Here is a 25,527-nt window from a genome sequence, read left to right on the forward strand (position 1 = left end):
GGCGATGCGTCATAGACTCAAAACGAGATATCAGCCTTTCCGCACCCAGGAGACGATCCAATGACCGCACCCGACGCCACCCGCTTCATGGCCACCGACAGCGGCTACCTCATGGTGCTTCGCCAGGGGGACGACGTCTTCGCGAACCTGGTCGACCTGACGCGGAGCATGAACATCCCGAGCGCGAGCCTCGTCGGCCTCGGCTTCGGCCATGCAACCTTCGGCTTCTGGGATGCGCAGCAGCGCAGGTTCAACCCGCGCCGCTTCGACAACGTCGAGATCGGCAGCCTCGTCGGAAGCCTCGCCTGGAAGGACGGCGAGCCCCTGCCCCATCTGCATGCGGTGGCTTGCGACAGCAGCTTCGCCGCGCACGGCGGGCATTTGCTGGCGCTGGAAGTCGGCACGGGTTCAATGGAACTCGCGATCACGGTGCATCGGCACCGTCTTGAGCGCCGCACCGATGCATCTACTGGCGCAAATGTGCTGGACCTGTGCGGGGCCGCACTCGGCAGTGGCTTCGAGGCATCCACATGAACGCCAACGTTGCGGATCAAGCGAACGTCTCCGCAAACTTCTTTGCGGAGTTGCCCCTGCTCGAGAGTGCGAGGAATACCTTCGACCCGCACCAATACCGGCCTGCGCCTGATGACTGGGCGCTCGTGGTGACCGATGTCGTCGATTCCACCGTCGCCGTCGAAAAGGGGCTTCACAAGTCGGTGAACTTCGTGGCCGCCATGGGCATCGCGGGTCTACGCAACCTTTGCGCGCCTCTCCGAATTCCGTTTCTTTTCGGCGGGGATGGCGCGGTCGTGCTCGTTCCTCCGACAAAGATCGAGGAGGCCCGTGTCGAGCTTGCACGCGTTCGGCGGCAGGCTGCGCGAGACTTCGGCCTCAGTTTGCGCGTGGGCCTGGTATCGGTGGAGATCTTGCGACGCTTTGGGTGCGACGTTCGGGTTGGCAGGTTCGAGCCGACGCCCGGAAACAGCTTCGGCGTGTTCCTGGGTGGCGGCGTCGGACTGCTCGACGCTGCCGTGAAGGGACGCGGGAACAGCGAACTGACCCAGCTTTGCGTCATCCCGGAAGCGCTGGACGACGGGCAGCCAGTCAACCTCGAAGGCTTGTCGTGTCGCTGGGACACGCTGCATTCGAGCCGCGGAACGATCCTGACGTTGATCGTTTGCGGGTCGGATGATCTTGGCGCGATACACGCCGAGATCATGCGGATTGCCGGTCCGGAGACGCAGGCGAACCCTGTCAGCCTGGCCACCTTGCGGGCGCGCTGGCCGCCTAAAGGTTTCATGTTGGAGGCACGGGCGCGCCGCCGCGGCGGCTCCCTGATTGCATGGACCGCGCGCGTGCTGGCGGAGACGCTCCTGGCCCGCCTTGTGCTGGCTCGCGGCAAGCCGATCGGAAACTTTGACCCGGAACGCTATCGCCGCGAGATCGTCACGAACACCGATTTCTGCAAGCACGACGAGACGCTCTGTCTGGTGATCGACTGCCCGAATGCCTGCGTCGGTGACGTTCAACGCTATCTGTCCGAAAGGGCGCAGGCGGGTGGCCTGCGTTACGGGATGCACTGCTCGGATACCGCGCTGATGACGTGCCTGGTGTTGTCGCCCTCCGACAGTCTTCACGTGCATTTCGTGGATGGCGGTGGGGGTGGTTACACGAGCGCTTCAAAGGGCTTGAAGGGACGCGCAAAGGTCTGATCTGGCGCGCGCTACCCTGGATCGCGATGTCGCAAGGTGAAGAGCCCCACATCGACGCGACCAGCGCGAAAGCCGGCTTCGCAATAGCAGAGGTAGTACTCCCAGAGCCTGCGAAATCGCGCATCGAACCCCATTGCTTCGATCGCTGGCCAGGCATGGATGAAACGCTGCCGCCAATGCACGAGCGTCGTCGCGTAGCTCTCTCCGAACGACTCCACCCGCTCGATTGCAAAGCCCGCACGCAGGGCCTGCGCTTGCAGAGCGCCCCATGATGGGAGCATGCCCCCTGGGAAGATCAGCCGCTGGATGAAGTCGGCGCTCTCGCGGTAGTGCGCGAACTGCGTGTCGTCGATAGTGATGACCTGCAGCACCGCGAGGCCAGCCGGCTTTAATCGCCGGCGCAGCGTGTCGAAATAGCCGGGCCAGAAGTGCTCGCCGACCGCCTCCAGCATTTCGACGGAAACAATGCGGTCGTAGGTCCCGCGCACATCGCGATAGTCCTGCAACCGCAAGTCCAACAGTGACTGCACGCCCTCTTTGGTGGCACGCAGTCGGGCGTGCGCGAGTTGTTCGGTTGAAAGCGTCAGCCCGGTCACGTGCGCTCGGCGATCCCGTGCGAGTGCGACTGCCAGCGCGCCCCAGCCGCATCCGATCTCCAGCACGGAGGCGTCCGCTGGGAGATCCAGCAGTTCGACGATGCGCGCAAGCTTGTTCGCCTGGGCCTCCTCGAGCGATTCGGCGCCGGAGCGCCACAGCGCGCTGGAATAGATCAGCTCGGGATCGAGCCACTGCGCATAGAACTCGTTGCCCAGGTCGTAGTGGAAGGAAATGTTCTCGCGGCTTCCCCGACGCGTATTGCGGCGCATGAGATGCCGCAGGCGATCGATGCCACGCATCGCCTTCGATCCCCTGATCGCAGCCATCCAGTGCGACTCATTGCGCAGGGCCAGCAGCAGCAGGGCCGTGAGGTCCGGGGTCGACCAGTCTGCGTCGCGATAGGACCTCGCGAAACCGATGTCGCCTTGCAGCACCAGTCGCAGCAACGGGCGCCACCGATGCAACACCACAGTGACATGCGGGCCTGCGAGCATGCCGCGGCCCTCGATGCGGCTCCCGTCTGGCAGCTCGACCGTCATTGCACCTGCGTGCATCCGCTTCATCAAGCGTTCCACAAGCCGCCGCAGCGGTTGCATTGCCGAACCGACGAGGCCACCAGACCGAGGCTCGAGCGTTGCGGGCGTCGCGGGAGTTGCCTTCGATGGCTCGGATGACGTCATCACGAGTCCTTGTTCCTGGTGATGGAGACCTCGGCAACGGCATCGCCGGGATGTGGCCGCAGGCGGATGCCCTTGAGCCACAGCAGGAGCGCCTCCCAGTGGATCGCCGCCACGACCTTGAGCGTGAGCAGCGGATAGGTGAAGAACGCGAACGCCAGGACCCGGTCGGTCAGTGGCCGGCGTTGGGCCTCCATGTGTGCGACGAGCATGGGCCCCTGGGCATCGCTTGCCGTGATCGCGAGCTTCAACCCTTCCCTGTCGGGGCCGGGCGGCTCGATGTCGAAGCGATAGCGCATGTCGAGGTCGAGAAAGGGCGACACATGAAGTTGCTTGGCGCAATGCTGCGTGATGCGCTTCTCGTAACGGGCTGCAAGCGGGACCTCGATGAGATAGCTGTGCCGCTCACCGAAGGTGTTGTTGACTTCATAGACGACGGCCTGCAGTTCTCCTTGCGGACCACGACAGAGATACACGCTCAGGGGATTGAACACATACCCGAGAACACGGGGCATGCACAGCAACTGGATCGTGCCGCCAGTGGGAAGCTGCGCGGCACGCAGCTGGCGCTCGATGTGGTCGCGCAATGTGCGCCCGTCGCCGGCACCGTGGTCGCGCGAATGCAGGCTGAAGATGTTGAAGCGGTCCACGGAAAGCAGGCGCAGACGTTGCGCAAGACTCGGCAGCTCGTCGAGATCCACCAGCAGCCAGAAGACGCGGTAGCGCAAGCGGTGCGATGCGGGACGCACGCGCCAGTGCGCGACGCTGCCGGCATAGAAGGCCGAGCGAGTGCTCATGAGGCCGTCGCCAGTGGCGCTCGCAGGTGGATGCGTCCCGACTCGGCTGCCACGTCCCATGGCCGGCGCACGCCTCCCAGTGCTTCGGCGACAGCGAGCCCGGCCTGCAATCCGTCTTCATGAAAGCCGGCGCCGAAGTACGCGCCGCAGAACCAGAGACGCCGGCGGCCCTGCAGCGACCAGAGTTCGCGCTGTGCGCGAATCGCGGCGGCATCGAAGAGCGGGTGTTCGTACAGCTCGCTGCGGATCACACTGCGCGGGTCCGGCTCGCGAAAAGGGTTGAGCGAGAGGAACAGCGGTGACACGCCCGGCAGACGCTGAAGCCTGTTCATCCAGTAGGTGACGCAAGGCCCCTTCGCGTCCCCTCGATCGGCGGTGTAGTTCCAGCTGGACCATACGCGGGCGCGGCGAGGCATGAGCGTCGGGTCGGTGTGCAGTACGGCGTGGTTGCGGCTGTACCGGAATGCGCCGAGCAATCTCGCCTCAAGGGGACTCGCGTCGAGCAACAGGCGCAGGGCCTGGTCGGCGTGTGTCGCGATCACCACCTCATCGAAGCGCTCGGCCTGGCCGCGCCCTTCGGTGTGGACCCAGACGCCATCTTGCGCGGGGCGCACCTCCAGCGCCGCGCTCGCGAGGCGAAGCCGGCTTCCGACAGCTTGCATCAGCTTCTCGACGTAGCGCCGGCTTCCGCCGCGCACCGTGCGCCATGAAGGCCTGTTGCCGAAACTGAGGAGTTGATGGTTCTCGCAGAAGCGAATGAAGGATTCGGTCGGGTACTGGCCGATGCGGGCAGCCGGGGTCGACCAGATGGCGGCGGCCATCGGATAGAGATGGTCCTCGCGGAACGCACGCCCGTAGCCTCGCAAGTCCAGGTACAGATCGAGCGGCATCAGCCCCACGCCGCCGGCGTCGGCCGGCGCTTGCCGATAGAAGCGCACCAGGTCGCGCAACATCGACCAGAAGCGCAGGTTGACCAGGTTGCGGCGCTGCGCGAAGAGCCCGCGCAGATCGGTGCCCGAATACTCCAGCGCGCCACGGTCGAGGCTAACGCCGAAGGACATGTCCGAAGCGTCGGTCTCCACGCCCAGGTGCGCGAACAGGGCGGTCAGGTTCGGATAGGCCGCCTCGTTGTAGACGATGAAGCCGGTGTCGACCGGCACCGGCGCACCGTTCGCCCCCGGTACGTCGACCGTATTGCTGTGCCCCCCGGCGCGGCGGTCGGCCTCGAACACGGTGACCCGATGGCGTTGCGACAGCAGCCAGGCTGCCGACAAGCCGGAAATGCCACTTCCGATCACGGCCACATCGAGCGGCGGCGTTGCCCGGGTCCGGTGGCGCTTGTCAGTGTCGGCAGCTAGGGGCATGTTGGCTTGTACGCAGCCGCTCAGCGTTTGGATCCCTTGCTGTGAACCCTGTGATCTAATCGCCCGCGCGGCACGTAAGAGCCGCATGGACAGGGTTCACCAGCCACCGATTCCGGCAGCCCAGCGCTCGCCCTGGCTGTCGATCGTGCCAAAGCATCCACGGCGGGGGGACATGCCGACGAGCGAAGAACTCAACAGCCTGGCGTTGGCCGTGGCAAGGGATGCCGACCGGCAGGCCTTCGCCGCGCTGTTCAAGCATTTCGCACCGAGGATCAAGTCCTACCTGATCCGCTGCGGCACCAGCGACGCGCTGGCTGAAGAGCTGGCGCAGGAAACCATGGTCAACGTGTGGCGCAAGGCCACGAGCTTCGACCCTGATCGCGCCGGCCTGTCCACCTGGATCTTCACGATTGCCCGCAACGTGCGGGTGGACTACTTCCGGCGACACGATCATCCGGTGGTCGTCGACCTGCATGACGACTCCGAAGCGCATCCCGACACATCCCCCGCGCTCGACGAGCAGGTCCTCGCGCACGAACGCGAGTCGCGCGTGCGCATGGCGCTGGCGCGCTTGCCGGAGGAGCAGGCGCTGATCCTGCGCCTTTCCTTTTTCGAAGAACGGCCGCACGCGCGCATCGCGAGCGAGCTTGGCATCCCTCTGGGCACCGTCAAGTCGCGCGTGAGGCTGGCGGTCCATCATCTGCGTCGATTGCTCGACGGTCTCGAGCCATGATCCATCACCATCCCGCCGACAACCTTCTGCTGGGCCTCGCCGCGGGCAGCCTTTCCGGAGGCGCCGCACTGCTGGTGACGAGTCATCTGGAGGCGTGCGCGCATTGCCGCGATCGGCTGCTGGTTCTCGAAGCCGCCGGCGGGGCTTTGCTCGATGCGCTGGAGCCGCAAGCGCTGGCTCCCGACGCACTGGCCAGGACGATGGCCGCCATCGAAGCGCCTGCGCTGAAGTCCGCACCGGCAGAGCGCGGCGGCGGGCTTCCCAGCGCGCCCGAAGGCATGCGTTGGCCGGACGCGCTGAGCGTTTGCAGCGCCACGCCTTGGCGCTGGATCGGCCCCGGCATGCGATGGAGCCGCGTGTCAGTGCCGTCCGATCCGATGGCCAAGGTCTTCCTGCTTCGCATGGGCGCGGGCAAGAAACTCGCGATGCACACGCATGGTGGCTGCGAACTCACGCAGGTCCTGCATGGCCGCTTCCACGACGGGCGCGACTTGTTCGCCGTCGGAGATTTCGACGAAACCGACGGCACGGTACTGCATCAGCCGGAAGTGCAGGTCAGCGGCGAATGCATCTGCCTGGCCAGCATCGAAGGCGGCCTGATGTTCCAGGGCGTGATCGCGCGAACGCTCGGGACGCTGATGGGCATGTAGGGGCCGGGCGCGCGCGGCTCACCCATCGCCACGAGGCGCGGCCGCCGCAGCCATCGCTGCGCGGCACCCGGCGGCGGAAGCCACGGCAGTAAGGAAAGTGCCCCACGCCAGATCGACAAGGGTCAGCAACCAGGGCCACTGCTTCAGGGTCGCCTGGTTGGTGAGGTCGTAAGTGGCGTACGCGAGCAGCCCCAGGAAGGCGCCCCGCCAGAAGGCCAGCCGCACACGTCGCCGAACCGCGGCCGGGCTCACCGCGAACACCACCACGCCCGCGATGTAGATGGCGTAGAAAGCGAGCGCCGGTGCGAGCGCGAAGCGCTCCGACATCAGATGACCGATTTGCGGGCGGTAGAGCAGGTTGGCCATGCCGGTCAGCCACACCGCGTCCAGCGCCAGCATGGTCATGGCGGCGGCGAGATAGGCGACGAAGAACTGCCGGACGGACATGCCATCGATCTCCAGTTCATCCAGCCGTCCGTCGCGGCGGCCACGGCAGGAAGGCATTGGTGCGCGCGATGTAGTCCCGGTACGCGGGTCGGCGCTGCGCGATGTCCTTTTCGAGCAGGGAGACGCCCGAGACCTTGAGCAGCAGCAGGCTCATCACGACAGGCGACACGATGCTCCACGCCCCACTCCACCCAGCGCCGTGCACCGCCATCAGCCACAGGCCCCACCAGACGCAGCATTCGCCGAAGTAGTTTGGGTGCCGCGTGTAACGCCACAGTCCGCGGTCCATCACTCGGCGGCGATGCTCGGGATCGGCCTTGAAGCGCGCGAGCTGCGCGTCGCCGATCGCTTCGAACGCAATGCCGAAGGCGGCGAGTGCTGCGCCCACGGTGTCGGGCCATCCCCAAGGGTGCTCGCCCACGGCGCCAGCGAGGAAGGGGGCCGCCACGATCCACGCGAGCACGGCCTGGAGTCCGAACACGAGATAGAGGCTCTTCCAGCCGAAGCCCGGTTCATTGCGCAATCGCATGTCGCGATAGCGGCGATCTTCACCGTGGCCCCAGTTGCGCGCTGTGACATAGACGCCCAATCGCAGGGCCCATGCGGTGCCGAGCAGCGCCATGACGATGGCCCGTTGGGTGGGCGCACCCGGTAGCAGGAACACCGGAATCAAGCCCGCACCCCCGACCGCAACCGGCCAGGCGCGATCAGCGAGGCTGGCATCCTTGCGGACCAGGCTGCAAAGCCATGTGAGCACGCCCAGGGCGAGGCAGAACGCAAGTGCTATGAGAGCGATCTGCAGCTTCATTCGCGCTTCTCGAAAAGATAGTGGCTCACCCACCACTGCTGGCCACGATCGAAGCCGAACAGCTCCGCTACCGCCATGAAGAAGAGTCGCCAACGCATCCACCACACAGCGGCGGCACTTCCGTAGATGGCGCAGAACAGCGGTTGCAGCTCGGCGCGGTTGGCATCCATTCTGCTCAGCCATTCCTCGGCGGTGCGCTGGTAGTGCGTTCCGTCCCACCGCCAGCGCTGCACGAGCCGCAGGTCGTCCTGGCAGTGCAGCGCGAGATCGTCGCTCGGCATCATCCCGCCGGAGAAGAAATGCTGGCTCATCCAGTCGCTGGCGTCACGCTCGACAAATGCGTACGGCACCGACCTGTGCGCGAACACATGCAGGAAGAACTTTCCACCTGGATCCAACCAGCGCGCGACCTGCGCGAAGGCGCGAGGCCAGTTGCGCAGGTGCTCGAACATCTCGACCGAGACCACGCGATCGAAGCGCTCCGCGGTGTCGAACTCATTGATGTCGCAGGTGATGACGCGAACGTTGTCGAGCCCCCGACGGCCTGCCTCGGCTTCGAGGAAGCGGCGCTGGGAACAGGAGTTGGACAGCGCCGTGACTGTGCTTCGTGGATACGCCGCGGCCATCCAGAGCGTCAGTGATCCCCATCCGCAGCCGAGTTCAAGCACGTTCTGACCATCGGCCAGCTGCGCGCGTTCGCAGGTCTGCGCGAGCGCGGCTTGCTCTGCGTTCGACAACGTTGTAGTCCCCTGCGGCCAGTAGGCGCTGCTGTATTTGCGGTGAGGACCGAGGACGGTGGCGAAGAACTCCGGCGGCAGTTCGTAATGCTGCTCGTTGGCCCTTTCCGGCAATAGCGCGAGTGCGGCGGTTCGCATGCGCTCGACGAAGTGCTGGGTTCGATCCGCCTCATCCGTCGCACCCCTTTGCACCTCAGCGAGCCGCGAACGGATCAGCCTGCGGATGCCGGCGCGAGCCACTTGATCGGACACCCAGCCTTGCTCGGCCCAGTTGATCAACGCGGATGAAAGGCTTGCCATGCTGCCTATACGCAAGGCGTGACTCTTTGGATCGCCCCTGTTCCGGCTGGCTGCGCGATTTGTCATGTGTCGCGCGACCGCGTGATGGGGTCGATTGGGACTTCGCGCTGTGGCTGCGTCGCCAAGTCCTCAAGTTGCCGATGGCGTCGCGCATGACCATATGAATTCCCAAACGCGGAAGACAATAGACGCCCACTGGAATAAATAGTGCTTTTTGCGATGCAGATAGAACGCGATGTCAACCTTGGAGGAACGCATGAATGATGAAACCGGCGTGGCGGCGGTCGATCGCGCCTTGACGATTCTCGACGCCCTGACAGAAGAGAAGACCACGCTCGCCGACTTGTCCAAACGCACCGGCTTCTACAAGAGCACGCTGCTGCGCTTGATCAAGTCGCTTGAAAAGTTCGGGTACGTCCTTCGCGACGCGGACGGATGCTATCGCCTGGGCTCAAAGGTGCTACACCTCGGCTCGCTGTACCAGAAGCACTTCAACGCAAGCGAGCTGGTAGTGCCGGCACTGCGCAAACTCGTTGAGGAACTGGGAGAAGGAGCTTCCTTCTACGCGCGCGAACTTACCGCCACCTTCGGCGGCAACCCCGCCGACGCGAAGTTCAGCGGCTGGCAGCCGAGATCGGGAGCGCCCCGAGAATAGCGGTCCGCGCACAAGAGTCACTAACGCAGGCGAGATGTTCTCCCTTGCACGAACATCAACGTGGGCTTCCTCGCCCGCTCTCGTCAACCTAGGTCGAGCAGGGCGTCAAGTTGTACGTGTCGCCCGTACCGATGGACCTACCGCCTCCGGGCCGATACCTGATGACCCACCCCGGCAACCTGCGCAGCATCTCCGCAATGCTCGCCGCCTGCGCCATGTTCGCCTGCATGGACGCATCGGTGAAAGCGCTCGCCAGCCACTACCCGCCGCTGCAGGTTACCGCGTTGCGCGGGTTCACTTCGCTGCCACTGGTGTCTCTCTACATCCTCTGGCGGCGTGAACTCGGAGCCGTTGCCGGCCGGCATGTGCGCTGGGGGCTGCATCTTCTGCGCGGTGTCATCGGTGTCGTCATGCTGACGATGTTCACCACCGGACTTCGCAGCCTGGGACTGGCGGAGGCCTACACGCTGAGCTTCGTCGCGCCGCTCCTGATCACGATCCTGGCCATACCGCTGCTTGGGGAAAGGGTGAAGGCCCGGCACTGGACAGCCATCGCCGTCGGCTTCGCGGGTATCGTGGTGGCGCTGCGACCCAATCAGGCGGCTTTCCTTTCGATCGGTGCGCTGGCGGTGCTGGCGGCGGCGGTCGGGTACGCGATCTTCAGCGTGCTGGGTCGCCTCATCGGGCGCACCGAACCCAGTTCCAGCCTCGTGCTGTGGACCACCATGTGCATGGCCGTGTTCGGCGGCGCACTGGCGCTGCCCCAGTGGATTCCGGTGCGCGCCGAGCACGGGCTCTTGCTGGCGGGTCTGGCCGTCTCCGGGTTTCTCGGTCAACTGGCCATCTCGGAGGCCTTTCGCCATGGCCAGGCAGCGGCTGTGGCGCCGTTCGAATACAGCGCGCTGGCCTGGGCCATGCTGATCGACTGGACGTTCTGGCGCACCGCGCCGGATGCGTGGACGCTCGCCGGCGCGGCGATCATCATCGGGAGCGGCATCTACCTCGTGCGACACGAACTGCCGGCCGCCTCCCGATGAATCGGCGAGGCCCGCCCCTCATGTCCTGACCACCTTCTTCGCAAACAATTCTTCACACAGACCTCGAAGCCAGCGATTCGCCGGGTCTTGGTGGAAGCGGGCGTGCCAGTGCTGCTTGACGGTGAAGGGAGGAACGGGCACCGGGCAGTCGAACACCCTGAGCCCATTGTTTCGAGCCAGCGTCTCTCCAATGTGTCGAGGAACAGTCGCGATGAGGTCTGTGGTCGACAAGATTGCGGCCAATCCAAGAAAGCCGGGCAGCTCAAGCAAGATGCGACGCTCCACATGGTGTCTTCGCAATGCCGCCTCCAGCAGTTGGACACCTGTCCCCCCGACGATTCCGACATGCGCCTCAGCCTTGAATTGCCGCAAGCTCAGCGACTTGCCGGAAATCTTTGGGTGACGCAGGTTGACCAGACAGACCCAATCCTGAGGGAAAAGCACCTGTTGATAGAAGCCGGATTCCAGCCAGGGAACCAGGCCGATTGCCAGGTCGGCCTCACCTGACTCCAGGGCCTTCCCCGTTTCCTCATCGATTCGCGCCGCCTCCAATCTCACACCGGGCGCGACCGCTCGGACGTGCGCCAGCATTTGAGGCAGCAACGTGATGTGACTCGCATCGGTCATGCAGATGCGGAATCCACGCGTCGCAACGCTCGGGTCGAACGCCTCTGTGGGCGTGGTGATTCGTCTGAGGGACGCCAGAGCGTCACGAACCGGCACGATGAGTTCCTCGGACCTCGGGGTCGGCCTCATTCCGTCCGAGGTGCGGACGAAGAGTTCGTCTCCCAACTGCTTTCGAAGCCGCGACAGCAAGTTGCTCACCGTCGGCTGGTTGTGCCCCAGAAGCTCAGCGGTACGCGTCACGCTGCCAGTGGTGTAAAGCAGCTCAAACAGTAGCAACGACCGGCTGCTCAGAAGCTCCGCACTTCCGTCGAAATTGAGGTCTTCGTCGCGTGGTTTGGCCATATCAAAAACGAAATGTATGGCATTTCGTTCATCTCATGGACGAGATAGATGGGCAAAACCAGAATTTGACCTGCATCGACGGAGACACGAATGAGGATTTGCTTTCTGGGCGCTGGCGCCCTCGGTTGCGCCATCGGCGGGACGCTCGCAAAAGCGGGCTCCGACGTCACCCTTATCGACCGAAATCCACCCCATGTGGATGCCATCAATCGCGACGGCCTTTGGATGAAGGACGGCGAAGAAGAGCAGGTGGTTCGAGTTCGGGCAGCCTTGAACGCCGACGACCTGGCTCCGCCGGACTTGATAGTCGTACTGGTCAAGTCGTTCCACACGCGCTCTGCCATTGAGGCGGCGCGTCATATCGTTGGTCCCGACACGGCCGTCATGTCCCTTCAGAACGGCATGGGCCACGAAGAAATTCTGGCTGAGGTCGTCGGCCGCGACCGCGTACTGGCGGGCAAGACCTATGTCGGTGGCGTGAAGCTTTCACCAGGTCGAATCATCGCCGGGACGCGCGACAAGCGCACCGTGATTGGCGAGCTCGACGGAACCATCAGCGAGCGCGCAAAGGCCATCGCTGCCGAGTTCGAGCGCGCCGGGCTTCCCTGTGAGGTGAGCGAAAACATCATGGGCGTGATGTGGGACAAGCTCCTCATCAACGTGTCGACCGGCGCCTTGAGCGCTATCACAGGGCAGGTCTACGGAGCGCTCTATGCGGTTCCGGAAATCGAAGCTACGGCGATCGCAGCTGTCGCCGAAGCGATGGCTGTCGCACGAGCAAGCGGCGTCACCTTGTCCATCAAGGAGCCGCGAGATGCCTGGCGGATGGCAGCTGAAGGTCTCCCCTATGAGTTCAAGACCTCGATGCTCCAAAGCATCGAGAAGGGTTCCGTCACCGAGGTCGACTTCATCAACGGCTCAGTGGTCCGTGGGGGCCAGAAATACAACGTCCCGACGCCTGTCAACCAGACCCTGGTTGCCGCGGTCAAGGGCATCGAACGTCGACTGGAGCCGAAATGAGCAACGTACCGAAGGCATACGTCGAGCACGTAGCAATCTGGGTCAGGGACATCCACTGGCACATCAAGTTCTTTCAGGATGTCTGCGGCATGACGATGCGAGAGGTTCAGGGAACGGTGGAAGAGCCGATTCAGTACTGGACGCTTGGTGGCATGCAGTTCATGGCCAAGCCCGACTATGAAGGGCCAGAGGGTCGACTGGGCCATCTCGGCGTGATGTGCGAAGACCTCGAGGCCGCTCTGGCCGCAGCAAAGGCCTTCGGCGTCACGGAGATGCAGCAGGGGCGCAACTGGCTTCGCCTGCCTGACGGTCTCGCTGTCGAATTCATTCAAGCAAGCGATGGCGCAGTCGCTCAAGCACTTGCAGTCAACCCGCGCGCCTAACCCTGGACTACTTCAACATCATGCTCACCAACCAAGACAGATACTGGGACGACGCTGTCGTCGGCGAGGAATGCGTCAGCCCTCCCTACGACGTGACCGAGGCCCGGGTCATGGCCTATGCCGACCTGACGGGAGACCACACCCCCGTGCATACCGACGAGGAGTATGCAAAGACCACGCCCTTTGGCACACGGGTCGCGCACGGTCTCTTCGGTCTGTCCATCGCTGATGGCCTCAAGAGCAAGAGCGACATGCGCTTCATGCCCGGTATGTCGCTCGGCTGGGAGTGGAGCTTCGTGGGCCCCATCAAGCTCGGCGACACCGTTCGCGTGAAGTTCCACGTGGCGAGCAAGCGGGAGTCCAGGAGCCGCCCTGGCTGGGGCATTCTGGTCCTGCCGTCCGAACTCATCAATCAACGCGACGAAGTCGTCCAGAAGGGCGAGCATCGCGTGATGGTGCCCCGGAGGCCGGCATGAGCGCGGAGAAGGTTCTCCCGCTGGCGGGCATTCGCGTTGTCGACTACAGCCATTTCCTTGCAGGCCCGTACGTGGGCCGCTGCCTGGCGGCGCTGGGCGCCGAGGTCATCAAGGTCGAACGACCTGGCACCGGTGACGCCGGACGCCAGCACGCGTGGTTCGTTGGTGACCACAGCGGCTACTTCCTGCAGCAGAACATGGGCAAGAAGGGCCTGTGCGTCAACACCAAGGACCCCCGCGGCAACGAACTGATGCGGAAGCTCGTCGACAGCGCCGACGTCTTCATCGAAAACTACCGACCAGGCGCACTGAAGAAGCTTGGCCTGGGCTACGAAGACCTCGCCGCGCGCAATCCGGGCCTCGTCTACTGCTCCATCTCGGCCTATGGCCACACAGGCCCCGACTCCCATCGTGCCGGCTTTGGCCTCATTGCCGAAGCCAAGAGCGGGATCATGCAGATGGTCGGCAATCCCGGCGAGGCTCCGCCGCTGCTTCGCATCTCGCTCGGTGACATGTACACCGGTATCCACGCGGTAGCGGCCATCAACGCAGCACTCCTGGGGCGGGTGAAGTCGGGCAAGGGTCAGCACATCGACATGGCGCTGTACGACACGCTGGTGTCGATGCACGAGTACGCCGTGCAGTGCTACACGCTGTCGGGCGGCAAGGAGGTGCCTGTGCAAACAGGACACGACATGCCCAATTCCACCCTGTACGGCGTATTCCGCGCCAAGGATGTCGACCTCGTGATTGCCGCACAGGTCGATGACGCCTGGAAGCGCTTCGCACCACTCGTCGAGCGCACCGGCGGTCCGGCAGGGTTCGGTGAGGACACGCGTTTCCATACCGCCGCCGGTCGCAATGTGAATCGGCTGGAGATTCTCAGCGTCGTCCGCCCCTGGGTGGAGAGCCGCCCGGTGGCCGAAGTCCTGAAGATGTTGGACGAGGTGGATGTTCCTTGCGCCAAGGTCCAACGCATCGACGAGGTGTTGCAGGACCCCCAGATCCTGGCGCGAGGCATGGTTCTGGAGCAGCAACACCCAGTGCTCGGACCTATTCGGCTACCGAACCTCCCGTTCCGGTTCTCGACCTACGACGTCACGCAGACTGAGGTCGCGCCCGAATTGGGACAGCACAACGCAGAAATCGCGAGCGGTCTGGGCTTCAGCGACGACCAGATTGCCGGCATGCAAGCCGACGGCGTGCTCTACAGCAAGTGAAGGAACAGACATCATGACCGACCAATACGCCGTCATCGGCAATCCCATCGGGCACACCAAGTCGCCCATGATTCATGGAACGTTCGCCCAGACAACCGGGCAGGACATCGAGTACACGGCAATTGAAGGCCCCCTCGATGGCTTCGCCGGTGCTGTGCTCGCATTCCGCGACGCTGGTGGACGTGGAATGAACGTCACGGCGCCCTTCAAGCTTCAGGCCTTTGAACTCGCAACGGACCGCCTGGAGCGTGCAGAGCTCGCCGGTGCGACGAATGCGCTCAAGTTCGAAGGCGACCGCATCTACGCGGACAACTTTGACGGCGTCGGCCTTGTCAACGACATCACACGCAATCTCGGCGTGTCGATGAAAGGAGCCCGTGTGCTGCTTCTCGGTGCCGGCGGTGCAGTTCGTGGCGCGCTCAAGCCGTTCCTGTCGCAAGAACCATCCGCGCTCGTGCTGGCGAACCGTAAGCCAGAGAAGGCCCAAGACCTGGTCAAGCAGTTCGACCACCCCGCGCTCACGTCGCTCGAATTCAACGAACTCGTCGGCCAGCAGTTCGACATCGTGGTCAACGCGACATCCGCGAGCCTCAAGGCGGAACTGCCTGCTGTGCCCGCCGAAGTTTTCATTCGCGCAAAGCTTGCCTATGAGCTCGCCTACGGGAAGGGGTTGACGCCATTCTTGCGCCTCGCGAAGAACGCAGGAGTGCCGCAACTGGCCGACGGTGTCGGGATGCTGGTCGAACAGGCGGCCGAGGCTTTCGCTTGGTGGCGCGGGGTGCGTCCCGATACGCGCGCCCTCATCGAGCGCATGACGATTCCGTTGGTCTAAAGGAGGTAGCCATGAGAGTGCTCATGCTTCACGGCATCACACGGCCCCATCGTCGAGCTGCACATAGTGGCGAGCCGGTCGTCTGTCCGGCTCACAACGGTTCTTGAACAGATTCACATCAGGAAACAGGAATGAGCAAGAAATTGGATGGACAAGTGGCCGTGGTCACCGGTGGGGCTCGAGGAATCGGCCTCGCGATCACGCACCGCCTTGCGCAGTGAAGCATGACTGATACGACAGGCAGCGTGCTGGCGGCAACCGGACCAATCTTTGCTCTCATCCTCGTTGGATTCCTGTCAGTACGCTTCGAGCTGTTCGATGCCTCGCTCATGCGAGGCCTGGGTCGGTACGTACGTGTCTTGGCACTTCCTGCGCTGCTGCTCCGCGCGCTCGCAACACGACCGTTCAGCGAAGTTCTCAACTGGCGCTTTCTTCTGGTCTACGCGTTGGGCTCGCTGGCCGTCTTTTGCGTCGGTTGGATCTGGCTGCGCTGGTGGAAGAATGAAGGCACTTCAAAGGCCGCGTTGTACTGTCTTGGAATGGCGGGCTCGAACAGTTCGTTCGTCGGCTATCCGGTTGCCTTGCAACTGCTGGGGCCTGCGGCGAGCATTGGTCTTGCATTGGTGATGCTTGTCGAGAATCTCCTCATCATCCCCATGGCACTCGCAGCTGCCGATGCTGGCAGTCAGCGGCCCAATTCGAGCAGTCGTCTCAATGCCGCCGCGCAGTCCCTGATTCGAAATCCGCTGATCATCGCAATCACGGCAGGGATCTTTCTTTCAGCAATGCAATGGTCGTTGCCTCCCTTGATAGACAAGACCGTGCAAATTGTTGCTGGGAGCGCCAGCCCCTTGGCGCTAATGGTGATCGGCGGAGCGCTTGTGGGACTGAGGCCAAAGGGGTTGTGGCGGGACATCTCCATGATCGCATTCGGCAAACTGGTTTGCCACCCACTGGCCGTGCTGATCGCTCTAAGTGCGCTACCCGTTGCTGATCCATATTTGCGGCGGGCGGCCATTGTCTACGCGTACGTGCCGATGTTGGGAATCTATCCGGTGCTCGCCCAGAAATATGGCCTCGAGCCGCTTTGCGCAGCAGCCCTTCTTGGAACGACAGTTGCGTCCTTCGTAACGATAAACATCTGGTTGGCGCTCGCGTAGAACTGGGCGACGCCCTTGAATGACAGTGGCGCGCCGCAGCCAACCTCCCGCTGCAGTCAACTCGCAAGTGGGATCGGATGCGCCATGGGGGACTCATTGCTGCTGGGATACCCCGAGCCATCCGACCCGCGGCCCCTGATCCGCCTCCCCCAATCCGGCGGCCACCAGGACCAGGGTCGCGAGGATGGTCGCAGCAATGAACATGAGCGTCTTCATTTCAGCGCACCATTCGTCGTGCTGTGCCGACGGAAGGAAGAGTCTTCATGGTGCGCTCCGTGGGGAAGTCGTGGACTGGCCAATGTAAGTCGCCCCTGAGCAGCCCCACTTGCGCTAGATCAAACCTTTGAAGCTACGACGCGCCGCTGGCGATCGATCGTGCCCCTTGCGCGCTGCGCCCATGCGCGGCCGCTCCTCATGCCCATGAAATACCCGGCCCGATCGGGCATGATGATCCGCCAATGTCCCTGACCGCTTTCCTGCTCGGCGCCATCATGGTGCTAGTGACTCTGCTCGACGCCTTCGAGGTCGTTCTTCTGCCCCGCCCCGTGCGTCGGCAGGTGCGCCTGAACCGCTACTTCTTCAAATTCACCTGGGACATCTGGGCTCGGTGCGCCCGCCTCTGGCCTGTCGGCCGTCGGCGCGAGGATTTCCTCGGGGTCTATGGGCCGCTCTCGATGGTCATGCTGTTCGGCCTGTGGGCCGCATCCCTGATCATCGGATTCGGGTTGATGCAATGGGCACTGCACGGGCTGGTGGCCGGCCGCGCCACCGGCATCGATGCGCTGGTCGGCGACATCATCATCAGCGGCGACGCTTTCTTCACGCTCGGCTACGGCGACAACGTGCCGAGCCATTGGGTCGCGCGACTGCTGGTGATCCTCGAAGCCGGAACCGGCTTCGCCTTCATCGCGCTGACCATCGGCTACCTGCCGGTGCTCTATCAGCACTTCACCCGCCGCGACCTCCAGCTCATCGAGTTTTCGGCGCGGGCCGGCTCACCGCCGACCGCTGCCGCCCTGCTCGTCTGGCACGTCCATGGAGGCTCCGAAGAACTGGAGCGCTGGCTGAGAGACTGGGAGATCTGGGCCAGCGACCTGATCGAGAGCAATGCCGTCTATCCAATGCTGGCGTTCTACCGATCGCAGCACGAGGGCCATTCGTGGCTGGGATCGCTGGCCGTGGTGATGGATGTCTGCACGCTGCTGATCGCCGGGGCCGACGATGCGCGGCGCCAGCAGGCCACTGCCACGTTCACCGCCTTGCGGCGCGTTCTTGACGAGGCCAGCGAGTCTCTGCGCGTGGCGCCGGTGCGGGAGGTGTCGGCGCGCCGGCTCGACTTGGCTTCGCTGCAACTGCTTACGCCCACGATCCGGCGCATCCTGCCGGGCTGGCATGACGACGCCATCGCATCGAGCGCCATCTGGCAACTGCGACGAACCTACGAACCACGGCTCGAGGGGCTCGCCACGTACCTGCTTCTGGACCTGCCGGACTGGATCGACCCCGAAGCCCCGACGGAGCGGTTCGGCCGCGATGTCATCGTCCGGCAGCTGACGCAGGGGCGCCAGGACTGACGCCGTGATCGAGAAGTTGCGAAAGGTCGCGGTCGACTTGCAGTCTCGATCCGCGGCCGCCGTCACGCCCGGCCTCGGACCATGTCGAGCAGGCGTTGGTAACCCAGGCCCGCAGCCCACGAACGCCACGAGCTGTCTCCTCGGCAAATGATCGCTCCACGTAGACCAGGCGCGGCCATGGATGCTGGGCCAGAAGCTGCGCGACCTCGCGGTGCGCGCATTGCGCTGCGAGTTCGTGCGCTTGCGGAAGACCTGGTGCTTCGATCTGGCCGCGACAGCGACAGCCGAGTCCGGCCGACAACCTCAGCTGAAGAGCCGCCTCATCATCCCCGCAGTCGAGGCATCCAGCCCTTCCGTATTGCTGCTCGCAATACGGGGCAGCAGGTCGTTGCAGAGTGCCTTGCCGAGCTCGACGCCCCACTGGTCGAAGCTGTTGATGCCCCAAAGTGCGCCGCTCGTGAAGACACGGTGCTCGTACATCGCGACGAGCGCGCCGAGGCTGCGAGGCGTCAGCCTTTCGAGCAGCAGCGTCGTGCTGGGCCGGTTGCCGAGAAAGGTCCGATGCTTCGCGACGACTTCCGGCGCCAGTAATCTTGCGGCTGTCGGCGCGCGCTCCGACATGGCCTGATCGGTCCGCTTGCCGAGCATCAGCGCCTGCGCCTGCGCCAGTCCGTTGGCCAGCAGCTTGGTGTGCTGGTCGGCCAGGTCGTGCGTCGGGTGCCTGACCAGCACGAATTCGACCGGGATCACGTCGGTGCCCTGGTGCAGCATCTGGAAGTAGGCGTGCTGTCCGTTGGTGCCCGGCTCGCCCCACACCACCGGGCTGGTCGCGAAGGGCAAGGCGTTGCCGTCGAGGTCGACACACTTGCCGTTCGATTCCATCTCCAGTTGCTGCAGGTATGCCGGCAGCCGCTTCAGACCCTGGTGATACGGCGCGACGCTGCGGGTCGTGAAGCCGTGGAAGTTGCGGTACCAGACGTCGATCAGTCCCAGGAGCACCGGCAGGTTCTTCGCGAGAGGTGCGGTCGCGAAGTGCATGTCCATCTCGTGTGCGCCGGCCAGCAGCGCACGGAAGTTGTCCGCGCCGATGGCCAGTGCGATCGGCAGGCCGATGGCCGACCACAGCGAGTAGCGCCCGCCGACCCAGTCCCAGAAGCCGAAGGTGGTCTCGATGCCGAACTCGGCCGCCGCCGCGACATTGGTGGTCGTCGCGACGAAGTGCTTCGCCGTGTCGGTGCCGCCATTGGCCACGAACCAGGCCCTGGCCGCGTGGGCGTTGGCCATGGTCTCCTGCGTCGTGAAGGTCTTGCTCGCGATGACGAACAGCGTGTCGGCCGGATGCAGGTGGCGCAGCACCGAGGTGATGTCGTGTCCGTCGACGTTGGAGACGAAGTGGAAGCGCAGCTCCGGGTGCACGAAGGCCTCCAGCGCCGGCACCACCATCTGAGGCCCGAGGTCGCTGCCACCGATGCCGATGTTCACGATGTGGCGGATGCCGCTGGCGCTGGTGTCCCGCACCGATTCGACATAGGCGAGCATCGCGTCGAGCACGCCATGCACGTCGTCGCTGAACGGTCCCTCGCCGCGTGGCGCGCGCAACGCGGTGTGCAGCACGGCGCGATCCTCGGTGGTGTTGATCGCGGCGCCGGACAGCATCGCGTCGCGTCGCTGTTCAAGCTCGCATTCGCGTGCCAACTCCAGCAGCAGGCGCAGCGTCTGGGCATCGACGAGATTCTTCGACAGGTCGGCGAAGATGCCCGGCGCCTCGAACGAGAGCGCCTGGAAGCGCCCAGGGTGTCGGGCAAAGGCATCGCGCAGATCGAAGGTGCGGCCTTGCGACTCGTAGTGCTCGGCAAGGGCGCGCCAGGACTGGGTTTGATCGCAGCGGGGTATGTTCATGATCAGGACTCCTCGCGCCAGGCCGCACCATCGCGCCCGACGAGCGCACTGGAGGCAGCAGGCCCCCATGAACCGGCGCCGTAGGGCCGGGGCATTTCACCGGAAGATTGCCAGCCGTCCAGGATCGGCTCGCACCATCGCCACGCGGCATCCAGTTCATCCCTGCGCATGAAGAGCGTCAGGTTGCCGCGGATGGCGTCAAGCAGCAGTCGTTCGTAGGCCTCCATCGGCCGCTGCTTGAACTGCTCGGCGAAGTCCAGGTTCAGGCCGACAGGCCTGAGGTTCATCGTGTCGCCAGGCACCTTGGCCATCATGAAGAGCTTGAGCCCCTCTTCCGGCTGGAGCTGGATCACGAGCTGGTTGCCGAGCGTCTCCTTGCCCGCCGACGGAAAGATCGAATGCGGCACGCTGCGGAAGTTGACGACGATCTCGGCCACGCGATCGGCCATCCGCTTACCCGTGCGCAGGTAGAACGGAACGCCGGACCAGCGCCAGCTCTCGAGCTCGGCGCGGATGGCCACGTAGGTTTCCGTCGAGGTGTCGGCCGGGATGCCGGCTTCTTCGAGATAGCCCGGCACGGCGGCACCGTTGACCGTTCCCGCGCGGTACTGGCCGCGCACGGTGCATGAGCCCACGTTGGCTCGCGTGATGGGCGCAAGCGCGCGCAGGACCTTCAGCTTTTCATCGCGCACCGCATCCGGGTCGATGGAAGTCGGCGGCTCCATCGCGACGATGCACAGCAACTGCAGGAGATGGTTCTGCACCATGTCGCGCAGCGCACCCGTGCGGTCGTAGAAATCGCCCCGGGTCTCGACGCCGACCTGCTCTGCGATGGTGATCTGCACGTTGCGCACCCAGGTGCGGTTCCACAGCGGCTCCAACAGCGCGTTGGCAAAGCGCAGCGCGAGCAGGTTCTGGACGGGCTCCTTGCCGAGGTAGTGGTCGATGCGAAAGATCTGCGGCTCGCTGAAGACGCTGCCGACGTCCTCGTTGATCTTCTGCGCGGAGGCCACGTCCCGGCCAAGCGGCTTCTCCAGCACGACGCGCGAGTTCGCATCGACCAGTCCCGCAGCCGCCAGGTTCTTGCAGATCGGTGCGAAGAAGTCCGGCGCGGTGGACAGGAAGAAGACACGCACTTCCGCCGGCGAGTTCTTCAGCGTATCGGCCAGCGCACCGAAGTCCTGCGGCGTGTTCGCCTCCACCTTGGCGTAGTCCAGTCGCTCGGCGAATGTCTCGAACGTCGCCTTGTCGATGTCGGCGGCGGGCACGAACCTGTCGAAGTTCGCTTCCACCTTCGCGATGAATTCGGCGCGGCTCAGGGATTCGCGCGCCAGGCCCAGGATGCGGCCATGCGGCGGCAGGTCGCCATCGCGATGGCGGAAATACAGGGCGGGAAGCAGCTTGCGCATGGCGAGGTCGCCGGTGCCGCCGAACAGGAGCAGATCGAATGAGTTGACCTTGGGCATGTGGATTCCTGGTGTTTCTTCAGTGGGTGGGCCGCTTCAGCCCGGCGGTCTCTTGCGCGAGCGCCGTGATGCGGCCCCAGTCCCGTGCGGCGACCGCGTTGGCCGGGGTCAGCCACGAACCTCCGACGCAGGCCACGTTGGGCAGGCAGAGGAAGTCCGGCGCGGTGGCGGCGCTGATGCCGCCCGTCGGGCAGAAGTGCAGTTCCGGAAATGGACCGCCCAGCGCCTTCAGCATGCCGACGCCTCCGGCCTGCTGCGCCGGAAAGAGCTTGAGCTCCGTGAAGCCCGCAGCGCGCGCCGCGACGACGTCCGAAGGCGTCATCACGCCGGGCAGCAAGGGCAGTGCACTGTCCTTGGCCGCAGCGATCAGCTCCGGCGTCAACCCGGGGCTCACGCCGAACAGGGCGCCGGCCTTGAGCGCCGCGTCGAAGTCTTTCCGTTGCGTGATGGTGCCGACGCCGGGAATCGCGCCCTCGACCTCATTCGCGATGGCTTCGATGGCCTTCAGCGCCACCGGTGTCCGCAGGGTCACTTCGAGCACCCGGATGCCGCCTGCCACCAGCGCGCGCGCCAGCGGCACCGCGTCTTCGATCTGGTCGATGACGATGACCGGGATCACCGGTCCGGTGCGCATGACGGTCAGGACGTTCATGCCGTGGCTCCTTGTGCGAATGCGAAATGGTCGTGGACGGGCGCGGCGTGTTCCCCCTGCGCCGGGGTGGCCGATGCGCCGGGCTCGGCTGCATGGAAGGTGATCGCGCCCTCCTCTGCGCCCAGTGCGTTGGTGCGGAAGGCCGCGAACAGCTCGCGGCCCATGCCGTGGTGCGACTCGCCGAGATCGACGCTGCCGGGCCTGCGGGCTCGCCACTCGGCGTCGACGACGCGAACCTCGAGCACCCCGCGCTCGCCGTCCAGCACGATGAGGTCGCCGTCGCGCACCCGCGCCAGCGGTCCTCCGGCAAGGCACTCGGGCGTGAGGTGGATCGCCGCCGGCACCTTGCCAGAGGCGCCCGACATGCGGCCGTCGGTGACCAGCGCCACGCGGAAGCCCTGGTCCTGCAGCACGCCCAGGATGGGCGTGAGCTTGTGAAGTTCGGGCATGCCGTTGGCGCGCGGACCCTGGAAGCGCACCACGGCAACGAAGTCGCGCTGCAGCTCGCCGCGGTCGAAGGCGGCGATCACCGCTTCCTGCGTGTCGAACACGATCGCAGGCGCTTGCACGATGCGGTGTTCCGGCTTCACGGCCGAGGTCTTGATGACGGCACGGCCGAGGTTGCCCGTGAGCAGCTTCAATCCGCCATCGGCGCTGAAGGGTGCGGAGACCGTCGCGAGGATGCCGGACTCCGTGCTCGCGCGTGGCGCATCGCGCCACGCCAGCCGGCCGCTGTCGTCGAGGTACGGCTGCTGGCGATAGCGCGCGAGGCCACCGGCCCCGGCGACCGTGAGCGTGTCGCCGTGCAGCAGCCCCGCATCGAGCAACTCGCCGATCACATGGGCCATGCCGCCTGCTGCGTGGAACTGGTTGACGTCGGCCTTGCCGTTCGGATAGACGCGCGCCAGCAGCGGCACCACCTCGGAGAGATCGCGGAAGTCGTCCCAGTTGATGACGATGCCCGCGGCACGCGCGATCGCGACGAGGTGAATCGTGTGATTTGTCGAGCCGCCCGTCGCCAGCAGCCCGACGATGGCATTCGCGATTGCACGCTCATCGACCACGTGACCGATCGGCGTGTACTCGGCGCCCTCGGCACCGATCTCCGCGGCGCGTCTCGCCGCCGCCGCGGTCAGCGCGTCGCGCAGCGGCGTGTTCGGATTGACGAAGGCTGAGCCCGGCAGATGCAGCCCCATCACCTCCATCAGCATCTGGTTGCTGTTGGCCGTGCCGTAGAAGGTGCAGGTGCCCGCGCCGTGATAGGACTTCTCCTCGGATTCGAGCAGCGCGTCGCGGCCCACCTCGCCCTTGGCGAAGCGCTGGCGCACACGCGCCTTCTCGTCATTCGAGATGCCCGAGGGCATCGGGCCGCCGGGCACGAAGATCGCCGGAAGGTGGCTGAACTGCAGCGCACCGATCAGGAGGCCCGGGACGATCTTGTCGCAGATCCCGAGGCATAGCGCGGCATCGAACATGTTGTGCGACAGCGCCACTGCCGTGGCCATGGCGATCACGTCGCGGCTGAAGAGCGACAACTCCATGCCGGGCTCGCCCTGCGTGACGCCGTCGCACATCGCGGGCACACCGCCTGCGAACTGCGCCGTCGCACCGGCCTCGCGCGCCGCCCGCTTGATGATCTCGGGGAAGCGCTCGAAGGGCTGGTGCGCCGAGAGCATGTCGTTGTACGACGAGACGATGGCCAGGTTGGGCCGGCGCATCTCGCGCAGCATGATCTTGTCGCCAGCGGGCGCCGCGGCATAAGCGTGGGCCAGGTTCGTGCAGCCGAGGGCCTGCCGGATCGGGCCCTTGGCCCGGGCACGCTCGAGCCGCGACAGATAGGTGGAGCGCGACGCCGCGCTGCGGGTGCGGATGCGGTCGGTGACCGCGGCAAGCACTGGGTGGAGGTTCATCATGGTTGTCTCGAATGAAGGTGATGCGCCCTCAGGCGCGTGCGATATGCAGCAGGTTGGTCGTCCCCGCTTTGCCGAAGGGCATGCCGGCTGCGATCACGACGATGTCGCCGGGTGTGGCGTAGCCTTCGTTGCGGGCCACGGCGCAGCCCGTCTCGACCATCCCGGGCACGTCGCTGACGTCGTGTTCGACATGCACGGAGTGCACACCCCAGGCCAGCGCGAGCCGGCGCGCAACCGATAGTTCGGGCGTGATGCTGACGACCGGCACCACGGGGCGCTCGCGCGCCGCGCGCAGGCTCGTGTAACCGGAACGTGTGTAGGTGACCATGGCCGCGACCGGTACCAGGCTCGCGGTCTGCCGCAGCGACGAGCAGATCGCATCGGCCACTGTCGGCTGGGGGGCGCTGTGCGACGCGTCGATCACCGTGCGGTAGTGCGCATCGCGCTCCACCTCTGCAATGATGCGGTCCATCATCGCGACCGCTTCTCGCGGATATTGGCCCGACGCCGACTCGGCCGACAGCATCACCGCGTCCGCGCCGTCGTAGACGGCCGTTGCGACATCCGACGCTTCGGCGCGCGTGGGCACCGGCGCACTGATCATCGACTCGAGCATCTGCGTGGCGACGATCACCGGCTTGCCGGCATCGCGGCACGCACGCACGATGCGCTTCTGGATGCGTGGCACCTGCTCGGCGGGCATCTCCACGCCGAGGTCGCCGCGCGCGACCATGACCGCATCGGACAGCGCGACGATGGCGTCGAGCCGTTCGATGGCTGCGGGCTTCTCCAGCTTGGCGAGCACGCCTGCGCGACCCTGCACGATCTCGCGCAGCTCCTGCATGTCCTCGGGCCGCTGCACGAAGGACAGTGCCGCCCAGTCGACGCCGAGTTGCAGACCGAAGTCGAGGTCGGCACGGTCCTTGGCAGTCAACGCCGAGATTGGCAGCAGCACCTGCGGCACGTTGACGCCCTTGCGCTCCGACAGAATGCCGCCCGCGATGACGGTGGTGTCTGCGAAGTCCGGACCGTAAGCCTCCACACGCAGACGGATCTTGCCGTCGTCGAGCAGCAGGTCGGTCCCTGCCTTGAGCGCTGCGAAGATCTCCGGATGAAGCAAGGGTGCGCGCCGCGAGTTGCCCGGCGCGCTATCGAGGTCGAGGCGAAATGCGTTGCCGGCGACCAGCGTGACCGGGCCATTTGCAAAGCTGCCGACCCGCAGCTTGGGCCCTTGCAGGTCGAGCAGGATGGCGATCGGCCTGCCGCTCTCCTGCTCGATGCGCCGCACGATGTCGTAGCGCGCGCGGTGCTGCTCATGACTGCCATGGCTGAAGTTGAAGCGGAACACGTCCGCGCCGGCTTCGAACAGTGCGCGGATAGTTTCGGCGTCGGAACTCGCCGGCCCGAGGGTGGCGACGATCTTGGCGTGGCGTTGGCGGTGCATGGCCC

At 65.1% G+C, this 25,527-nt stretch carries 26 protein-coding genes; 13 read left to right on the forward strand and 13 right to left on the reverse strand.

Annotated features, from left to right (window positions below):
• Nucleotides 1-60 precede the first annotated feature (60 nt).
• Both FHW64_RS29590 and FHW64_RS29595 read left to right on the forward strand, forming a co-directional pair.
• Entirely contained in the window at nt 61-534 is a 474-nt protein-coding gene (locus tag FHW64_RS29590; RefSeq protein ID WP_221210542.1) for a PPC domain-containing DNA-binding protein, read from the forward strand.
• Nucleotides 531-1,712 carry a DUF3095 family protein gene (locus FHW64_RS29595; RefSeq protein WP_184532018.1) on the forward strand — a complete coding sequence of 394 codons (1,182 nt, stop codon included), beginning with the start codon at nt 531-533 and terminating at the stop codon, nt 1,710-1,712. The genes FHW64_RS29590 and FHW64_RS29595 overlap by 4 nt, the downstream gene beginning before the upstream one ends.
• Before the next feature lie 11 nt (nt 1,713-1,723).
• On the opposite strand, the gene FHW64_RS29600 is transcribed toward FHW64_RS29595, so the two are convergent.
• The 3 genes from FHW64_RS29600 to FHW64_RS29610 form a co-directional block, all read right to left on the reverse strand.
• Nucleotides 1,724-2,872: a cyclopropane-fatty-acyl-phospholipid synthase family protein gene (locus tag FHW64_RS29600; protein WP_260306461.1), complete on the reverse strand. Its 1,149-nt coding sequence runs from the start codon at nt 2,870-2,872 to the stop codon at nt 1,724-1,726.
• A 116-nt stretch (nt 2,873-2,988) separates the two neighbouring features.
• The gene (locus FHW64_RS29605; protein WP_184532022.1) at nt 2,989-3,783 is read right to left on the reverse strand and encodes a DUF1365 domain-containing protein; all 795 of its coding nucleotides are present in this window, start codon (nt 3,781-3,783) and stop codon (nt 2,989-2,991) included.
• Complete coding sequence (locus FHW64_RS29610) at nt 3,780-5,147, reverse strand: NAD(P)/FAD-dependent oxidoreductase (RefSeq protein WP_184532024.1); 1,368 nt, start codon at nt 5,145-5,147, stop codon at nt 3,780-3,782. The genes FHW64_RS29605 and FHW64_RS29610 overlap by 4 nt, the downstream gene beginning before the upstream one ends.
• A 172-nt stretch (nt 5,148-5,319) precedes the next feature.
• Here FHW64_RS29610 and FHW64_RS29615 point away from each other — a divergent pair, with 172 nt between their 5' ends.
• Both FHW64_RS29615 and FHW64_RS29620 read left to right on the forward strand, forming a co-directional pair.
• Nucleotides 5,320-5,880, forward strand: coding sequence for a sigma-70 family RNA polymerase sigma factor (locus FHW64_RS29615; protein ID WP_221210543.1), 561 nt, complete (start codon nt 5,320-5,322; stop codon nt 5,878-5,880).
• Nucleotides 5,877-6,530, forward strand: a complete 654-nt coding sequence (locus FHW64_RS29620) for a ChrR family anti-sigma-E factor (protein ID WP_184532028.1) — start codon at nt 5,877-5,879, stop codon at nt 6,528-6,530. The genes FHW64_RS29615 and FHW64_RS29620 overlap by 4 nt, the downstream gene beginning before the upstream one ends.
• An 18-nt stretch (nt 6,531-6,548) precedes the next feature.
• On the opposite strand, the gene FHW64_RS29625 is transcribed toward FHW64_RS29620, so the two are convergent.
• The 3 genes from FHW64_RS29625 to FHW64_RS29635 are packed head-to-tail and all read right to left on the reverse strand — an operon-like array spanning nt 6,549 to nt 8,822.
• Complete coding sequence (locus tag FHW64_RS29625; protein WP_260306462.1) at nt 6,549-7,034, reverse strand: DUF2177 family protein; 486 nt, start codon at nt 7,032-7,034, stop codon at nt 6,549-6,551.
• The gene (locus FHW64_RS29630; RefSeq protein WP_184532032.1) at nt 6,994-7,785 is read right to left on the reverse strand and encodes a DUF1295 domain-containing protein; all 792 of its coding nucleotides are present in this window, start codon (nt 7,783-7,785) and stop codon (nt 6,994-6,996) included. The genes FHW64_RS29625 and FHW64_RS29630 overlap by 41 nt, the downstream gene beginning before the upstream one ends.
• Complete coding sequence (locus FHW64_RS29635) at nt 7,782-8,822, reverse strand: cyclopropane-fatty-acyl-phospholipid synthase family protein (RefSeq protein ID WP_184532034.1); 1,041 nt, start codon at nt 8,820-8,822, stop codon at nt 7,782-7,784. Before FHW64_RS29635 ends, FHW64_RS29630 begins: the two co-directional genes overlap by 4 nt.
• A gap of 256 nt (nt 8,823-9,078) precedes the next feature.
• Between FHW64_RS29635 and FHW64_RS29640 the strand changes: the two genes are divergently transcribed.
• Both FHW64_RS29640 and FHW64_RS29645 read left to right on the forward strand, forming a co-directional pair.
• Nucleotides 9,079-9,477, forward strand: a complete 399-nt coding sequence (locus FHW64_RS29640) for a helix-turn-helix domain-containing protein (RefSeq protein WP_184532036.1) — start codon at nt 9,079-9,081, stop codon at nt 9,475-9,477.
• A gap of 161 nt (nt 9,478-9,638) precedes the next feature.
• A complete protein-coding gene (locus FHW64_RS29645) occupies nt 9,639-10,514 on the forward strand; it encodes a DMT family transporter (RefSeq protein ID WP_184532038.1) in 876 nt (291 codons plus the stop codon).
• Nucleotides 10,515-10,532: 18 nt separating this feature from the next.
• On the opposite strand, the gene FHW64_RS29650 is transcribed toward FHW64_RS29645, so the two are convergent.
• A complete protein-coding gene (locus FHW64_RS29650; protein ID WP_184532040.1) occupies nt 10,533-11,483 on the reverse strand; it encodes a LysR family transcriptional regulator in 951 nt (316 codons plus the stop codon).
• A 90-nt stretch (nt 11,484-11,573) separates the two neighbouring features.
• On the opposite strand from FHW64_RS29650, the gene FHW64_RS29655 reads away from it, so the two are divergent.
• From FHW64_RS29655 to FHW64_RS29685, 6 genes are all read left to right on the forward strand, one after another.
• On the forward strand, nt 11,574-12,503 hold the full coding sequence (locus FHW64_RS29655; RefSeq protein WP_184532042.1) for a ketopantoate reductase family protein: 930 nt from the start codon (nt 11,574-11,576) through the stop codon (nt 12,501-12,503).
• A complete protein-coding gene (locus FHW64_RS29660; RefSeq protein ID WP_184532044.1) occupies nt 12,500-12,886 on the forward strand; it encodes a VOC family protein in 387 nt (128 codons plus the stop codon). The genes FHW64_RS29655 and FHW64_RS29660 overlap by 4 nt, the downstream gene beginning before the upstream one ends.
• 20 nt (nt 12,887-12,906) lie before the next feature.
• Entirely contained in the window at nt 12,907-13,362 is a 456-nt protein-coding gene (locus tag FHW64_RS29665) for a MaoC/PaaZ C-terminal domain-containing protein (RefSeq protein ID WP_184532046.1), read from the forward strand.
• Nucleotides 13,359-14,582, forward strand: a complete 1,224-nt coding sequence (locus tag FHW64_RS29670; RefSeq protein ID WP_184532048.1) for a CaiB/BaiF CoA-transferase family protein — start codon at nt 13,359-13,361, stop codon at nt 14,580-14,582. Before FHW64_RS29665 ends, FHW64_RS29670 begins: the two co-directional genes overlap by 4 nt.
• A 13-nt stretch (nt 14,583-14,595) precedes the next feature.
• Nucleotides 14,596-15,414 carry a shikimate dehydrogenase gene (gene aroE, locus FHW64_RS29675; RefSeq protein WP_184532050.1) on the forward strand — a complete coding sequence of 273 codons (819 nt, stop codon included), beginning with the start codon at nt 14,596-14,598 and terminating at the stop codon, nt 15,412-15,414.
• A gap of 224 nt (nt 15,415-15,638) precedes the next feature.
• Complete coding sequence (locus FHW64_RS29685; RefSeq protein WP_184532052.1) at nt 15,639-16,574, forward strand: AEC family transporter; 936 nt, start codon at nt 15,639-15,641, stop codon at nt 16,572-16,574.
• A gap of 93 nt (nt 16,575-16,667) precedes the next feature.
• On the opposite strand, the gene FHW64_RS34565 is transcribed toward FHW64_RS29685, so the two are convergent.
• Complete coding sequence (locus FHW64_RS34565; protein WP_260306463.1) at nt 16,668-16,790, reverse strand: hypothetical protein; 123 nt, start codon at nt 16,788-16,790, stop codon at nt 16,668-16,670.
• A gap of 242 nt (nt 16,791-17,032) precedes the next feature.
• Here FHW64_RS34565 and FHW64_RS29690 point away from each other — a divergent pair, with 242 nt between their 5' ends.
• Nucleotides 17,033-18,148, forward strand: a complete 1,116-nt coding sequence (locus tag FHW64_RS29690; RefSeq protein WP_184532054.1) for a potassium channel family protein — start codon at nt 17,033-17,035, stop codon at nt 18,146-18,148.
• Between the two features lie 303 nt (nt 18,149-18,451).
• On the opposite strand, the gene pgi is transcribed toward FHW64_RS29690, so the two are convergent.
• The 5 genes from pgi to pyk are packed head-to-tail and all read right to left on the reverse strand — an operon-like array spanning nt 18,452 to nt 25,522.
• Nucleotides 18,452-20,047, reverse strand: coding sequence for a glucose-6-phosphate isomerase (pgi, locus tag FHW64_RS29695; RefSeq protein WP_184532056.1), 1,596 nt, complete (start codon nt 20,045-20,047; stop codon nt 18,452-18,454).
• A gap of 2 nt (nt 20,048-20,049) precedes the next feature.
• Nucleotides 20,050-21,513 carry a glucose-6-phosphate dehydrogenase gene (gene zwf, locus FHW64_RS29700; RefSeq protein WP_184532058.1) on the reverse strand — a complete coding sequence of 488 codons (1,464 nt, stop codon included), beginning with the start codon at nt 21,511-21,513 and terminating at the stop codon, nt 20,050-20,052.
• A 19-nt stretch (nt 21,514-21,532) separates the two neighbouring features.
• Complete coding sequence (gene eda, locus FHW64_RS29705; RefSeq protein ID WP_184532060.1) at nt 21,533-22,165, reverse strand: bifunctional 4-hydroxy-2-oxoglutarate aldolase/2-dehydro-3-deoxy-phosphogluconate aldolase; 633 nt, start codon at nt 22,163-22,165, stop codon at nt 21,533-21,535.
• Nucleotides 22,162-24,075, reverse strand: a complete 1,914-nt coding sequence (gene edd / locus FHW64_RS29710) for a phosphogluconate dehydratase (protein WP_184532120.1) — start codon at nt 24,073-24,075, stop codon at nt 22,162-22,164. The genes eda and edd overlap by 4 nt, the downstream gene beginning before the upstream one ends.
• Nucleotides 24,076-24,106: 31 nt before the next feature.
• Nucleotides 24,107-25,522: a pyruvate kinase gene (gene pyk / locus FHW64_RS29715; RefSeq protein WP_184532062.1), complete on the reverse strand. Its 1,416-nt coding sequence runs from the start codon at nt 25,520-25,522 to the stop codon at nt 24,107-24,109.
• Between the last annotated feature and the right edge of the window lie 5 nt (nt 25,523-25,527).

Source organism: Variovorax sp. Sphag1AA (assembly GCF_014192575.1).
GTDB lineage: Bacteria > Pseudomonadota > Gammaproteobacteria > Burkholderiales > Burkholderiaceae_C > Variovorax.

Coding starts and splice junctions, on each gene's coding strand:
- FHW64_RS29590 (WP_221210542.1), top strand. CDS start 61: ATGACCGCACCCGACGCCACCCGCTTCATGGCCACCGACAGCGGCTAC.
- FHW64_RS29595 (WP_184532018.1), top strand. CDS start 531: ATGAACGCCAACGTTGCGGATCAAGCGAACGTCTCCGCAAACTTCTTT.
- FHW64_RS29600 (WP_260306461.1), bottom strand. CDS start 2,872: ATGAAGCGGATGCACGCAGGTGCAATGACGGTCGAGCTGCCAGACGGG.
- FHW64_RS29605 (WP_184532022.1), bottom strand. CDS start 3,783: ATGAGCACTCGCTCGGCCTTCTATGCCGGCAGCGTCGCGCACTGGCGC.
- FHW64_RS29610 (WP_184532024.1), bottom strand. CDS start 5,147: ATGCCCCTAGCTGCCGACACTGACAAGCGCCACCGGACCCGGGCAACG.
- FHW64_RS29615 (WP_221210543.1), top strand. CDS start 5,320: ATGCCGACGAGCGAAGAACTCAACAGCCTGGCGTTGGCCGTGGCAAGG.
- FHW64_RS29620 (WP_184532028.1), top strand. CDS start 5,877: ATGATCCATCACCATCCCGCCGACAACCTTCTGCTGGGCCTCGCCGCG.
- FHW64_RS29625 (WP_260306462.1), bottom strand. CDS start 7,034: ATGCCTTCCTGCCGTGGCCGCCGCGACGGACGGCTGGATGAACTGGAG.
- FHW64_RS29630 (WP_184532032.1), bottom strand. CDS start 7,785: ATGAAGCTGCAGATCGCTCTCATAGCACTTGCGTTCTGCCTCGCCCTG.
- FHW64_RS29635 (WP_184532034.1), bottom strand. CDS start 8,822: ATGGCAAGCCTTTCATCCGCGTTGATCAACTGGGCCGAGCAAGGCTGG.
- FHW64_RS29640 (WP_184532036.1), top strand. CDS start 9,079: ATGAATGATGAAACCGGCGTGGCGGCGGTCGATCGCGCCTTGACGATT.
- FHW64_RS29645 (WP_184532038.1), top strand. CDS start 9,639: ATGACCCACCCCGGCAACCTGCGCAGCATCTCCGCAATGCTCGCCGCC.
- FHW64_RS29650 (WP_184532040.1), bottom strand. CDS start 11,483: ATGGCCAAACCACGCGACGAAGACCTCAATTTCGACGGAAGTGCGGAG.
- FHW64_RS29655 (WP_184532042.1), top strand. CDS start 11,574: ATGAGGATTTGCTTTCTGGGCGCTGGCGCCCTCGGTTGCGCCATCGGC.
- FHW64_RS29660 (WP_184532044.1), top strand. CDS start 12,500: ATGAGCAACGTACCGAAGGCATACGTCGAGCACGTAGCAATCTGGGTC.
- FHW64_RS29665 (WP_184532046.1), top strand. CDS start 12,907: ATGCTCACCAACCAAGACAGATACTGGGACGACGCTGTCGTCGGCGAG.
- FHW64_RS29670 (WP_184532048.1), top strand. CDS start 13,359: ATGAGCGCGGAGAAGGTTCTCCCGCTGGCGGGCATTCGCGTTGTCGAC.
- aroE (WP_184532050.1), top strand. CDS start 14,596: ATGACCGACCAATACGCCGTCATCGGCAATCCCATCGGGCACACCAAG.
- FHW64_RS29685 (WP_184532052.1), top strand. CDS start 15,639: ATGACTGATACGACAGGCAGCGTGCTGGCGGCAACCGGACCAATCTTT.
- FHW64_RS34565 (WP_260306463.1), bottom strand. CDS start 16,790: ATGAAGACGCTCATGTTCATTGCTGCGACCATCCTCGCGACCCTGGTC.
- FHW64_RS29690 (WP_184532054.1), top strand. CDS start 17,033: ATGTCCCTGACCGCTTTCCTGCTCGGCGCCATCATGGTGCTAGTGACT.
- pgi (WP_184532056.1), bottom strand. CDS start 20,047: ATGAACATACCCCGCTGCGATCAAACCCAGTCCTGGCGCGCCCTTGCC.
- zwf (WP_184532058.1), bottom strand. CDS start 21,513: ATGCCCAAGGTCAACTCATTCGATCTGCTCCTGTTCGGCGGCACCGGC.
- eda (WP_184532060.1), bottom strand. CDS start 22,165: ATGAACGTCCTGACCGTCATGCGCACCGGACCGGTGATCCCGGTCATC.
- edd (WP_184532120.1), bottom strand. CDS start 24,075: ATGAACCTCCACCCAGTGCTTGCCGCGGTCACCGACCGCATCCGCACC.
- pyk (WP_184532062.1), bottom strand. CDS start 25,522: ATGCACCGCCAACGCCACGCCAAGATCGTCGCCACCCTCGGGCCGGCG.